Source organism: Pseudomonas chaetocerotis (assembly GCF_015712105.2).
GTDB classification, from domain to species: Bacteria; Pseudomonadota; Gammaproteobacteria; order Pseudomonadales; family Pseudomonadaceae; genus Aquipseudomonas; species Aquipseudomonas chaetocerotis.
Window position 1 is genome coordinate 131,304 of the sequence record NZ_JACFYX020000008.1, and the last position, 12,341, is coordinate 143,644.

Here is a 12,341-nt window from a genome sequence, read left to right on the forward strand (position 1 = left end):
TTCGAGGGGGACTCTCTACCGTGTGGGAACTGGTCAAAGCTGGCGGCTGGATGATGCTGCCGATCATTCTCTGTTCCATCGCTGCTGCCGGCATCGTCGCCGAGCGCCTGTGGACCCTGCGGCCCGCCCGCGTCACTCCGGCCAACCTGCTGGCTCAGGTCTGGCGCTGGATCAAGGACAAGAAACTCAACAACCAGAAGCTCAAGGAGCTGCGCGAGGATTCGCCGCTGGGGCAGATTCTCGCCGCCGGCCTGGCCAACTCCAAGCATGGTCGCGAGATCATGAAGGAGTGCATCGAGGAGGCCGCCGCCCGGGTCATTCATGACCTGGAACGCTACCTCAATGCCCTCGGCACCATCGCCGGCATCGCGCCGCTGCTTGGTCTGCTCGGTACCGTGCTGGGCATGATCGAGATCTTCAGCTCCTTCATGGGCTCGGGCATGGCCAACGCGCCGATGCTCGCTGGTGGTATCTCCAAGGCGCTGATCACCACGGCAGCTGGCCTGATGGTGGCGATCCCGGCGCTGTTCTTCCATCGCTACCTGCAGCGTCGCGTCGACGAGCTGGTGGTCGGCATGGAGCAGGAAGCGATCAAGCTGGTGGAAATGGTGCAGGGAGATCGCGACGTCGACCTGGGTGAGGGCAAGGCGTGAAATTCCGACGCAAACCGCGGGAGAACGTCGAGATCAACCTGGCCTCGTTGATCGACGTGGTATTCATCCTGCTGCTGTTCTTCGTGGTCACCACCACCTTCACCCGCGAGACCCAGCTCAAGGTCGACTTGCCCGAGGCGGCCAGTGGCACGCCGCCCGAGCAGACCGAGCTCAAGCAGGTCGAGGTGCTGATTGGCGCCGACGGCGCGTTTTCGGTCAATGGCAAGACACTGCTGGAGAGCAACCTGAGCAATCTCATGGCGGCTCTGCAGAAGGAATCCGATGGCGACAACAGCCTGCCGCTGATCATCAGTGCCGACGGCAAGACGCCGCACCAGTCGGTGATCACTGCGATGGATGCGGCCGGCAAGCTGGGCTTCTCGCACCTGCGCATCACCACGGTGGAAGCACAGGAAGCCCCCTGAGTGAGCGCTGCCGATCGCTTGCTCCAAGCTTGGTATCGCGGCCACCCGGCGCTGACGCTGCTGCGTCCGCTGGAGTGGCTGTATCGCCGCGTGGTGCAGGGCAAGCGTGCGCGTTTCCTGGCTGGTGAAGGCGATATCTACCGTGCCCCGGTGCCCGTGCTGGTGGTGGGCAACATCACGGTTGGTGGCACCGGCAAGACGCCGCTCATTCTCTTTCTGATCGAACACTGTCGCGCCCGTGGCCTCAAGGTCGGCGTGGTCAGCCGTGGCTACGGCGCCACGCCACCCAGTCTGCCGTGGCGGGTGCGTGCCGAGCAGTCGGCAGCGCAGGCGGGTGACGAGCCGCTGCTGATCGTCCAGCGTACGGGTGTGCCCTTGATGATCGATCCGGATCGCAGCGGCGCCGTGCGTGCGCTGTTGGCCGAGGAGCCACTGGATCTGATCCTCTGCGATGATGGCCTGCAGCATTACCGCCTGGCGCGTGATCTGGAACTGGTTTTGATCGACGCCGCGCGTGGCCTGGGTAATCGCCGCTGCCTGCCAGCCGGGCCACTGCGCGAGCCGGCCGAGCGTCTGGAGGAGGTGGATGCTGTGCTGTTCAACGGTGCATCGGCGGATCGCGCCGATGGCTACGCGTTTCGCTTGCAGCCCTGCGCCTTGGTCAACCTGGCCAGTGGTGAGCGCGTCGGTCTCGATCATCTGCCGCACGGTCAGGCGGTGCATGCGGTGGCCGGTATCGGCAACCCGCAACGTTTCTTCAATACCCTCGAAGCGCTAAACTGGCGCCCGGTTCCGCATCCCTTCGCCGACCATGCCCAGTACGACGCCGCGCAGCTCAGCTTCGAGCCATCGCTGCCACTGTTGATGACCGAGAAGGATGCGGTGAAATGCCGGGCCTTCGCCGCCGCCGACTGGTGGTACCTGGCCGTCGACGCCGTGCCCACGCCAGCGTTCGTCGACTGGCTGGATAAGGAGCTGGCTCGCCTCATACCGGGGTCCTGAAGACCCCATCAAGGACTGTGTCATGGACCTTAAACTGCTCGATATTCTCGCCTGCCCGATCTGCAAGGGCCCGCTGCAGCTCTCCGAAGACAAGACCGAACTGATCAGCAAGGGTGCCGGCGTCGCCTACCCGATTCGCGACGGCATCCCGGTGATGCTGGAGAGCGAAGCCCGTACTCTGAGCACCGACGAGCGTCTGGACAAGTAAATGAGCGCAGCCTTCAGCGTCGTCATTCCCGCCCGTTACGCCTCCACCCGCCTGCCAGGCAAGCCGTTGCAGGATATCGCCGGCAAGCCAATGGTGCAGCACGTCTGGGAGCAGGCGAAAAAGAGTTCGGCTCAGCGCGTGGTGATCGCCACCGACGACGCACGTATCGTCGAGGCCTGTCAGGCCTTTGGCGCCGAGGTGCTGCTGACTCGCGAGGATCACAACTCCGGGACCGATCGTTTGGCCGAAGTCGCCAGCCAGCTCGGTTTACCGGCCGATGCCATCGTGGTCAACGTGCAGGGCGATGAGCCGCTGATTCCGCCTGTGATCATCGATCAGGTGGCGGCCAACCTGGCGGCCAACCCGCAGGCCGGTATCGCCACCCTGGCTGAGCCCATCGAGGACGTCACCGCGCTGTTCAACCCCAATGTGGTCAAGGTGGTCGCCGACAAGCGCGGTCTGGCCCTGACTTTCAGCCGTGCACCACTGGCCTGGGCGCGCGATGCATTTGCCAGGAGCCGCGACGTGTTGCCGGCTGGCGTGCCATATCGACGCCATATTGGCATCTACGCCTACCGCGCCGGCTTCCTGCATGACTTCGTCGCCTGGGGCCCGTGCTGGCTGGAAGACACCGAGTGTCTGGAGCAACTGCGCGCGTTGTACAACGGCGTACGTATTCATGTTGCCGACGCCCTTGAGGCGCCCGCTGCCGGCGTGGATACCGCCGAAGACCTGGAGCGGGTGCGCCACCTGCTGGGGGCCTGATGAAGGTTCTGTTCGTCTGCCTGGGCAACATCTGCCGTTCACCCACGGCCGAGGGCGTTTTTCGCCACAAGCTGCGTGCGGCTGGCTTGGAAGATCGGGTGCAGGTCGACTCTGCCGGCACTGGCGACTGGCATGTCGGCAAGGCGCCGGATAGTCGCACGCGTCAAGCGGCGCTGCGCCGAGGCTATGACCTGTCGGCGCAGCGTGCACGCCAGGTCGAGGTCGCCGATTTTCAGCGCTTCGACCTGATCCTGGCCATGGATCAGAGCAATCTGCGCAACCTCAAGGCACTGCGCCCTGCGAATGCCCGAGCCGATATTGACCTGTACCTGCGCCGCTATGAGCTGGCGCTGGATGAAGTACCCGATCCTTATTACGGCGGCGAAGACGGTTTCGAGCAGGTGCTGGACCTGATCGAGCAGGCCAGCGACGCACTGCTGGTGGAAATCAAGGGGCGCCTGTGAGTCTGAATCTGCAGAGTGACGTTTCGCTCAAGGCCTTCAACAGCTTCGGCGTCGATGTGCATGCACGGCGTTTCGCCGAAGCGCACGATGATGACGATGTACGCGAGGCGCTGAGCCTGGCGAGTCAGCAGGGACTGCCGCTGCTGGTAATCGGCGGGGGCAGCAATCTGCTGCTCACCCATGATGTCGAGGCGTTGGTGCTGCGTATGGCCAGCCGTGGCATTCGTATCCTTGAGGATGATGGCGAGCATGTGCTTCTGGAGGCCGAAGCCGGTGAGCCCTGGCATCCTTTCGTGCAGTGGAGCCTGGCGCAGGGCCTGAACGGCCTGGAAAACCTCAGCCTGATTCCCGGTACTGTCGGCGCGGCGCCGATGCAGAACATCGGCGCCTACGGCGTGGAGATCAAGGACCTGTTCGCCGGCTTGACCGCGCTGGATCGGCAGACCGGCGAGCTGCGCGACTTCGCGCTTGATGAATGCGCCTTCGCCTACCGCGATAGCCTGTTCAAGCGTGAGGCTGGGCGCTGGCTGATCCTGCGCGTGCGCTTTCATCTGAGTCGTCTGGCTTCGCTGCGTCTGGATTACGGTCCGGTGCGCCAGCGTCTCGCTGAGATGGGCGTGGAAGCGCCCACCGCGAGCGACGTCAGCCGGGCAATCTGCGCCATTCGCCGCGAAAAACTGCCGGATCCCGCCGAGCTGGGTAACGCCGGCAGCTTCTTCAAGAATCCGCTGGTGCCATTCGAATTAGCCGAGCGCATTCGCGGCGAGCATGCCGATCTGGTCAGCTATCCGGCTGGCGCTGGTTTGGCCAAGCTGGCCGCGGGTTGGTTGATCGAGCGGGCAGGGTGGAAGGGCGTGCGTGAGGGTGATGCCGGTGTGCATCGTTTGCAGGCGCTGGTGCTGGTCAACTACGGCAACGCCACAGGGGCGCAGCTGCTGCGGCTGGCGCAGCGTATCCAGGCCGATATCCTGGCGCGTTTTGGCGTAACGCTGGAAATCGAACCCAACGTGCTTTGATCTGTGGGGCGGACGTGAACCGGTGAATGCCGCTCCCGGATTGCATCCGGGCTACCGGTGACGGAAATGAAAAAGGGGATGCCTAGGCATCCCCTTTTTTGTTACCGCAGAAGGATCAAGCCTGAGGCTTGACCTCCTCCTTGTCGGCTGGCGTTTCTTCTTCCGGCTGCGCTTGCTCTACCGCTTCGCTCACGCTTTGCTCGCTGACGACAGAGGTGGCTTCGGCTTCTGCGACCGGCTCGACTACAGGAGCTGCTTCGACTGCAGCGGCTTCGGCTTCTGCCGGGGCGCTTGCTTCAGCGACCGGCGCGGCGTCGACTGCTGGGGCAGCTTCTACAGCCGGTGCTGCAGCGGCGGCCTGCGCAGCTTCGCGCGCCAGGCGCTCAGCTTCACGCTGACGACGACGCACTTCGCGCGGGTCGTTCGGCGCACGGCCAGTGGCATTGGCCGGAATCGGTGCGGCAGCAGGTGCTTGTTCGACCGGTGTCGGAGCAGGCTCCTGGGCAATTTCGACAGTCGGCTCAGCTTGAGCGACCGGTTCGGCAACTGGCGCTTCAACGGCAGCAGGGGGTTCGACTGCGACCGGTTCTGCCTCAACTGCTTTCTCTGTGGTCGGAGCGGCTTCGGCCACTTCACCCACAGCAGCCTCGGCTTGCGCCTCGACCGGTTGAGCAGCAGGGGCTTCTTCAACCTGAACAGACGGTGCTTCGACGGCCGGGGCCTCGCTGGCAATGGCTTCGTTGCTGTCGACGCTTTCTGCAACCACTGCGGCGGCAGTAGCCACGGCAACCGGGGTGACGGCCTGAGCGTCGTTACCGGCCGCTTCGCTGTTCTCGGCGCTCTCGATCAGGTTGCCATCGGCATCACGCTGACGTTCGCGACGATTGCTGCGACGACGTTGACCGCGAGAGCGGCGACGCGGGCGTTCGCCATCGTTGCTGTCCTGTTCGTCGTCCTGCATCTGCTCTTCGTTCGGCAGTGCTTCGTCCTGCAGGGCCTCGGTTTGCTCGGCGCGCGGCTGACGCTCTTCACGCGGTTGACGCTGACGCTCCTGACGTTCGCCACGCGGCTGGCGCTCGGCACGCTCTTCGCGTTGCTCGTTACCCGCATCGGCATCGAGTGGTTCACGCAGTTCGCGCACGCGCTCTTCACGCGGGGCGCGTTCTTCGCGCGGCTTGCGCTCGCGGCGATTATTTTCCTGACCTTCGCGCGGCTCGCGTGGCGCGCGTTCTTCACGCGGTTGACGCTCTTCGCGTGGCTGGCGCTCTTCACGCGGTTCACGGGCCTGACGATCTTCACGTGGGGCGCGCTCTTCGCGAGGCTTGCGCTCCTCATCGCGGCGACCGCCACGGTTGCGGCTTTGCTGACGACCGTTGCGGCGCTCTTCGCGTGGCGGACGCTCGTTGCTCTTCTTTTCGACCACTGCAGGCTGGGCTTCTTCTTCCTTGCTGGCGAAGAGGCTGACCAGGGATTTCACCAGGCCCTTGAACAGGCTCGGCTCTGGCGTCTTGGTCGGAGCCAGCGGTGCTTGCGGCTCGGCAGCGACCGGGGCGCTGCTGCGCGGCGCAGCCTTGATTGCAGCTTCCTGGCGAACCAGAGTGCGCGTGGCGGCAGCCGGCTGAGCGGCAGCCTCTTCGGTTTCCGCAGTGGCGGCGATCTCGTAGCTGGTCTGGCCGCTCAGGGCTTCCGGGCTGTCATCACGCAAGCGCTGCACTTCGAAGTGCGGGGTTTCCAGATGGTCGTTCGGCAGGATCACGATGCGCGCACGGGTGCGCAGTTCGATCTTGGTGATCGAGTTGCGCTTTTCGTTGAGCAGGAAGGCGGCGACCGGGATCGGTACCTGGGCGCGGACTTCGGCGGTGCGATCCTTCAGTGCTTCTTCTTCGATCAGGCGCAGGATGGCCAGCGACAGAGATTCGACGTCGCGGATGATGCCTTGACCGTTGCAGCGCGGGCAGACGATGCCGCTGGTTTCACCCAGGGACGGACGCAGGCGCTGACGGGACATCTCCAGCAGACCGAAGCGCGAGATACGACCGACTTGAACACGGGCGCGGTCGGCTTCCAGGGCTTCACGCACCTTCTCTTCGACAGCGCGCTGGTTCTTCGCCGGGGTCATGTCGATGAAGTCGATGACGATCAGGCCGCCGATGTCACGCAGGCGCAACTGGCGGGCGATTTCCTCTGCCGCTTCCAGGTTGGTCTGCAGCGCGGTTTCCTCGATGTCGCTGCCTTTGGTGGCGCGCGCCGAGTTGATGTCGATGGACACCAGGGCTTCGGTCGGGTCGATGACGATGGAGCCACCGGACGGCAGCTTCACTTCACGCTGGAAGGCGGTTTCGATCTGACTTTCGATCTGGAAGCGGTTGAACAGCGGCACGCTGTCTTCGTACAGCTTGATCTTGCTGGCGTACTGCGGCATCACCTGCTGGATGAAGGACAGGGCTTCTTCCTGGGCTTCGACGCTGTCGACCAGGACTTCGCCGATGTCCTGGCGCAGGTAGTCGCGAATGGCGCGGATGATGACGTTGGATTCCTGGTAGATCAGGAACGGGGCTGGGCGGCTGGTGGAGGCTTCCTTGATGGCGCTCCACAGTTGCAGCAGGTAATCGAGGTCCCACTGCATTTCTTCGCTGGAGCGACCCAGGCCGGCGGTACGAACGATCAGGCCCATGTCAGCCGGAGCGTTAAGGCCGTTCAGCGCCTCACGCAGTTCATTGCGCTCTTCGCCTTCGATGCGGCGGGAGATACCGCCGGCACGCGGGTTGTTCGGCATCAGCACCAGGTAACGACCGGCCAGGCTGATGAAGGTGGTCAGGGCTGCGCCCTTGTTGCCGCGTTCTTCCTTCTCGACCTGGACGATGACTTCCTGGCCTTCCTTGAGCACATCCTTGATGTTGACGCGGCCGCCTTCAGGGGCTTTGGAAAAATACTCGCGGGAGATTTCTTTGAGGGGGAGGAAGCCGTGGCGTTCTGAGCCGAAGTCGACGAAGGCGGCTTCGAGGCTGGGTTCAACGCGGGTGATGCGGCCTTTGTAGATGTTGGCCTTTTTCTGTTCGCGGGCACCGGACTCGATGTCCAGATCGTAGAGTTTTTGGCCATCTACCAGGGCAACACGCAACTCTTCAGGCTGAGTCGCGTTAATTAGCATTCTTTTCATGTGGTACCAATGGGTTCCGGGGCTAGCGGAAGCCACGTTAGGCACACACGACTCTCAGGGTCGGTGTCAGGCGCGTCAGAAACGGTCGTAAATCGTTCCACTGTCTAGCGACGGTCAGCCATTATCAGGCCGCGGTCGCGACGGACGTCTCCTGCTTGCTGTGGTGACAGAAAGCACTCAGTCAGGAAGAGGAATCAACTGGCGGTAGCGGACGAGATGAGGCGTCTTTGATCAAGCGATATGCTACGCAGTCCGACAGTTGTACATCTCCACCCTACACGTATCGCTGAAAATCGGGTGCCGCGCGCGGATTCCGCAGCGGTTGTCAGTTACCGCGACCGCCCGGTGGGCGAATCGCGCATCATACTCAAGGCGTTATTTCCGAAGTCTTCGTGGCCTTTAGCGGCCTTTCTAACCTGAAGAATCCGTCGGACGGCCTCACGTCCAAATACGTTTGCGCGGGCAGGGGATGGCAAATTTGGCATTCATCCGCAAGCCAGGCCGCTTTTGGCGGCGTTCGCGACTATAGCAGCAATGATTAAGTGCTTCAATTCCATAAAAAATTGTTATGATTGCGCGATGACTACTCCTGCCTCTCCAACCTCCGGCGTTCAGCTGATCGAGGTTGCACCGGAACTCGCCGGCCAACGTATCGACAACTTCCTCAGGACACAGCTCAAGGGCGTGCCCAAGACCCTGATTTACCGCATTCTGCGCAAGGGCGAAGTGCGAGTTAACAAGGGGCGGATCAAGCCCGAATACAAACTCCAGGCGGGTGACGTGGTGCGCGTGCCGCCGCTGCGCCTGGCCGAGCGCGATGAGCCCGAGCCATTGGCGCAGGGGCTGCTCGAGCGCCTCGAAGCAGCCATCGTCTATGAAGACAAGGCGCTGATCGTGCTGAACAAGCCTGCCGGCATCGCCGTGCATGGTGGCAGCGGCCTGAATTACGGGGTGATCGAAGCGTTTCGTCAGTTGCGTCCGGATGCCAAGGATCTGGAGCTGGTGCACCGTCTTGATCGCGATACTTCCGGTCTTCTGATGATCGCCAAGAAGCGCAGCATGTTGCGTCATCTGCACGAACAATTGCGTGGCGATGGCGTCGACAAACGCTATATGGCGCTGGTGCGTGGTCACTGGGCGACTGCCAAGAAGCAGGTCAATGCGCCGCTGCAGAAGAGCAACCTGCGTTCTGGTGAGCGGATGGTCGAGGTCGACGCCGAGGGCAAGGAGGCATTGACGCTGTTTCGCGTGCTGCGTCGCTTCGGTGAGTTCGCCACCCTGGTCGAGGCCAAGCCGGTGACCGGCCGCACCCATCAGATTCGCGTGCATGCCAAGCATGCCGGGCATTCCATCGCCGGTGACTCCAAGTACGGTGATGACGAGTTCACCCGCGAAATTCGCGAGCTGGGCGGCAAGCGTTTGTTCCTGCATGCCTACGAATTGCACGTGCCGCTACCCGATGGTGGCGTGCTGAAGCTCGAGGCGCCGGTGGATGAAATGTGGGCGCGAACGCTGGAGCGTCTGAGTGCCTGATTATCAACTGTTGATCTTCGACTGGGATGGCACGCTGGTGGACTCCATCGGTCGTATCGTCGAGGCCATGCATCGCGCGGCAGATGTGGCGGGCGTGCCGCGCTGCACGGATGTTGCAGTGCGCGGCATCATTGGTCTGGAGTTGGGTGTGGCGATTCGCACGCTTTACCCGGAACTCGACGAGTCGCTGCGAATCGAAACCATCCGGCGCGCCTACAGCGAGCAGTATCTGGTGCTGGAAACCGAGCCGTCGCCGTTGTTCGAAGGCGTGCGCGAGTCGCTCGAAGTCTTTCGTGATCAGGGTTATCGTCTTGCCGTGGCCACTGGCAAGGGGCGCAAGGGGTTGCATCGAGTGCTGGCTGACAAGGGTTGGCTGGATTACTTCGATATAACCCGTTGTGCTGACGAGACTGCGAGCAAGCCCGATCCGCTGATGCTTCACGAGATTCTTGCGCATTGTCGGGTGCAGCCCGAGCGTGCGCTGATGGTGGGGGATTCGACCTTCGACCTGCTGATGGCGCGCAATGCCGGAATGGACTCGGTGGCGGTCGGTTTCGGTGCGCAGCCATTGTCGGTGCTGCGCGAGTGCTCGCCGCGTTTGGCGATCAATGAATTCAATGAGCTGCGTGCATGGCTGGAAGGCCGTCATGCGCAGCGTCCTGCAGAGGTGAGTGAGCATGTCGGATGAGTGGAAATCATCGTCTTCGTCGGGCGAGGATGCCAAGAGCTGGAAGTTGCTGGAAAAGGCACTGCTTTCCAGTGTTCAGGAGCAGCGTCGTTCGCGTCGCTGGGGCATCTTTTTCAAGCTGCTGACCTTTATCTACCTGTTCGGTGCGCTGGCGCTGGTTTTGCCGGTGCTTGACCTGAAGAAAGCCTCGACCACCGAGGCGCATACCGCGCTGATCGAAATTCGCGGCATGATCGCTGATCGTGAGGAAGCCAGTGCTGACAAGGTGGTGGGCAGCCTGCGTGCCGCCTTCGAGGACACCAATACCAAAGGTGTGATCCTGCGCATCAACAGCCCGGGCGGCAGTCCGGTGCAGTCCGGCTACATCTATGACGAGATCCGCCGTTTGCGCGACGAGTATCCGCAGACCAAGGTCTATGCGGTGATCAGTGATCTGGGTGCCTCCGGTGCCTACTACATCGCCAGTGCGGCCGATGAGATCTATGCCGACAAGGCCAGTCTGGTCGGCTCCATTGGTGTCACGGCGGCCAGTTTCGGCTTTGTTGAAACCATGCAGAAGCTTGGCGTGGAACGCCGTGTTTATACGTCGGGCGAGCACAAGGCGTTTCTCGATCCGTTCCAGCCGCAGAAGGAAGAGGAAACCCGCTTCTGGAAAGGGGTGCTGGACACGACTCATCGCCAATTCATTGAAAGCGTGAAGCAGGGGCGCGGTGAGCGTCTCAAGGCTGACGAGCATCCCGAGCTGTTCTCGGGGTTGGTCTGGTCGGGTGAGCAGGCGCTGCAGTTGGGGTTGGTCGATGCGCTGGGCAGTGCCAGCTATGTGGCGCGTGAGGTGGTTGGCCAGAAAGAGATGGTCGACTTCACTCAGCGTGATACGCCATTCGACCGCTTCGCCAAGCGCTTGGGGACCAGTGTGGCGGATCGCATCGCGCTGTGGATGGGCTTTCAGGGGCCGACATTGCGCTGATGTATACGAAGAAGGCCCGCGTAGCGGGCCTTCTTCGTTGGTAGCTCAAGGAATCTCGATTCCTTCGTTCAGTAGCATGTCCACCAGGCGAATCAGCGGTAGGCCGATCAGGCTGGTGGCGTCTTCGCCTTCGGTGCTGCGAAACAGGCTGATGCCCAGGCCTTCCGATTTGAAGCTGCCGGCGCAGTCGAATGGTTGCTCGCGTTGCAGATAGCGCAAGATTTGCTCGTCGCTAAGTTGACGGAAGTGCACGGTGAAAGGCACGCAGTCCACCTGGCGCCTGCCGTTACTGGTGTTGAGCAGTGCCAGGCCGGTGAGGAAGGTGACGCTGCTGTCGCTGGCGGCGCGCAGCTGTTGCTGGGCTCTCGGCAGGTCGTGGGGTTTGCCGAGTATCTGTCCATCGCCGAGTACGGCGACCTGGTCCGAGCCGATGATCAGATGCTCAGAATGGCTGGCGGCGAGGGCGCGGGCCTTTTCTTCGGCCAGGCGCTTGACCAGGTCGATGGCTGCTTCACCGGGCAGGCGGGTTTCGTCGATGCTCGGCGATTGCCAGGTAAAGGGCAGTTGCAGGCGATCGAGCAGCTCGCGACGGTAGCGTGAGCTGGAGGCGAGCAGCAGCGCAGGCATGTTCTCTTCCTTTATACGGGGGGTGAGAAATTCTACTGATCGCAGCTGCTTGAAGACAGGCTGAATTTCCTTTGACACAGGCGGGGTGCATCCCTAGAATGCTGCGCCTATGTTGAATGGGCCGATTCCACCTCACGTTGATCCGCGCAAGCTCGCCGACCGCGAAGCTACCCTCGAAGGGCAGCTCGAACTGGCCAGCCTGCCGCGTCTCTGCGAACCGCTTTCCGATACGGTTGGCGCGGTGCAGGCGAAGTTTCATTTCGCCCGTGACGAGCAGAAAACTGTGGTTATCCGCAGTGAGCTCGAGGTTGAGGTCAAAATGGTCTGCCAGCGTTGTCTGGAGCTGGTCGCGCTACCCATCCGCAGCGAATGTGAATACGCCGTGGTTCGGGTTGGAGCGAACACTCAGTCCTTGCCTAAGGGCTACGACGTGCTGGAAGTGGGCGAAGAGCCGCTGGAGCTGCTTGGTCTGGTCGAGGAAGAGTTGCTTCTCGCCTTGCCCATCGTTCCTGCTCATGCCCCAGGTGATTGCCAGCAGCCGGACGGTCTCGATGAGCCCGAACCAGGCGAGGACGAGGTATCGCGGTCCAACCCGTTCAGTGTATTGGCGCAGTTAAAGCGTGACCCAAACGTTTAGGAGTTAATGAATTATGGCTGTTCAGCAGAACAAAAAATCCCGTTCCGCCCGCGACATGCGTCGTTCGCACGACGCTCTCGAGGCCAGCACCCTGTCCGTAGAGAAGAGCACCGGTGAAGTTCACCTGCGCCACCACGTTTCTCCGGAAGGCGTGTACCGCGGTCGTAAAGTGATCGACAAGGGCGCTGACGAGTAA

At 62.3% G+C, this 12,341-nt stretch carries 14 protein-coding genes; 12 read left to right on the plus strand and 2 right to left on the minus strand.

The genetic code is table 11. The features are described from left to right. The first annotated feature begins 20 nt into the window (after positions 1-20). From H3221_RS15525 to murB, 7 genes are read left to right on the plus strand one after another with little or no spacing between them, the layout of a single operon-like run. Positions 21-653 carry a MotA/TolQ/ExbB proton channel family protein gene (locus H3221_RS15525; protein ID WP_013714801.1) on the plus strand — a complete coding sequence of 211 codons (633 nt, stop codon included), beginning with the start codon at positions 21-23 and terminating at the stop codon, positions 651-653. Further along, positions 650-1,078 carry an ExbD/TolR family protein gene (locus H3221_RS15530; protein ID WP_196474482.1) on the plus strand — a complete coding sequence of 143 codons (429 nt, stop codon included), beginning with the start codon at positions 650-652 and terminating at the stop codon, positions 1,076-1,078. The genes H3221_RS15525 and H3221_RS15530 overlap by 4 nt, the downstream gene beginning before the upstream one ends. Next, positions 1,079-2,080, plus strand: a complete 1,002-nt coding sequence (lpxK, locus tag H3221_RS15535; protein WP_196474483.1) for a tetraacyldisaccharide 4'-kinase — start codon at positions 1,079-1,081, stop codon at positions 2,078-2,080. 22 nt (positions 2,081-2,102) lie between these two features. Then, entirely contained in the window at positions 2,103-2,288 is a 186-nt protein-coding gene (locus tag H3221_RS15540) for a Trm112 family protein (RefSeq protein WP_196474484.1), read from the plus strand. Continuing rightward, positions 2,289-3,053, plus strand: a complete 765-nt coding sequence (gene kdsB, locus H3221_RS15545; protein WP_196474485.1) for a 3-deoxy-manno-octulosonate cytidylyltransferase — start codon at positions 2,289-2,291, stop codon at positions 3,051-3,053. Beyond that, on the plus strand, positions 3,053-3,517 hold the full coding sequence (locus H3221_RS15550; RefSeq protein ID WP_196474486.1) for a low molecular weight protein-tyrosine-phosphatase: 465 nt from the start codon (positions 3,053-3,055) through the stop codon (positions 3,515-3,517). Before kdsB ends, H3221_RS15550 begins: the two co-directional genes overlap by 1 nt. Next, positions 3,514-4,533, plus strand: a complete 1,020-nt coding sequence (murB, locus tag H3221_RS15555) for a UDP-N-acetylmuramate dehydrogenase (protein ID WP_196474487.1) — start codon at positions 3,514-3,516, stop codon at positions 4,531-4,533. Before H3221_RS15550 ends, murB begins: the two co-directional genes overlap by 4 nt. A 115-nt stretch (positions 4,534-4,648) precedes the next feature. Here the strand turns inward: murB and rne are convergent, their stop codons facing one another. Continuing rightward, the gene (rne, locus tag H3221_RS15560; protein ID WP_196474488.1) at positions 4,649-7,693 is read right to left on the minus strand and encodes a ribonuclease E; all 3,045 of its coding nucleotides are present in this window, start codon (positions 7,691-7,693) and stop codon (positions 4,649-4,651) included. A 579-nt stretch (positions 7,694-8,272) separates the two neighbouring features. On the opposite strand from rne, the gene rluC reads away from it, so the two are divergent. Genes rluC through sppA form a run of 3 tightly spaced genes read left to right on the plus strand, consistent with a single transcriptional unit; the run spans position 8,273 to position 10,881 of the window. After that, on the plus strand, positions 8,273-9,226 hold the full coding sequence (gene rluC / locus H3221_RS15565) for a 23S rRNA pseudouridine(955/2504/2580) synthase RluC (protein WP_196474489.1): 954 nt from the start codon (positions 8,273-8,275) through the stop codon (positions 9,224-9,226). Then, the gene (locus tag H3221_RS15570) at positions 9,219-9,914 is read left to right on the plus strand and encodes an HAD-IA family hydrolase (RefSeq protein ID WP_196474490.1); all 696 of its coding nucleotides are present in this window, start codon (positions 9,219-9,221) and stop codon (positions 9,912-9,914) included. Before rluC ends, H3221_RS15570 begins: the two co-directional genes overlap by 8 nt. Next, positions 9,904-10,881, plus strand: a complete 978-nt coding sequence (sppA, locus tag H3221_RS15575) for a signal peptide peptidase SppA (protein ID WP_196474491.1) — start codon at positions 9,904-9,906, stop codon at positions 10,879-10,881. Before H3221_RS15570 ends, sppA begins: the two co-directional genes overlap by 11 nt. 45 nt (positions 10,882-10,926) lie before the next feature. Here the strand turns inward: sppA and H3221_RS15580 are convergent, their stop codons facing one another. After that, the gene (locus tag H3221_RS15580) at positions 10,927-11,508 is read right to left on the minus strand and encodes a Maf family protein (RefSeq protein WP_196474492.1); all 582 of its coding nucleotides are present in this window, start codon (positions 11,506-11,508) and stop codon (positions 10,927-10,929) included. A 109-nt stretch (positions 11,509-11,617) separates the two neighbouring features. Between H3221_RS15580 and H3221_RS15585 the strand changes: the two genes are divergently transcribed. Further along, positions 11,618-12,145, plus strand: a complete 528-nt coding sequence (locus H3221_RS15585) for a YceD family protein (RefSeq protein ID WP_196474493.1) — start codon at positions 11,618-11,620, stop codon at positions 12,143-12,145. 13 nt (positions 12,146-12,158) lie between these two features. Beyond that, on the plus strand, positions 12,159-12,341 hold the full coding sequence (gene rpmF, locus H3221_RS15590) for a 50S ribosomal protein L32 (RefSeq protein ID WP_003245185.1): 183 nt from the start codon (positions 12,159-12,161) through the stop codon (positions 12,339-12,341).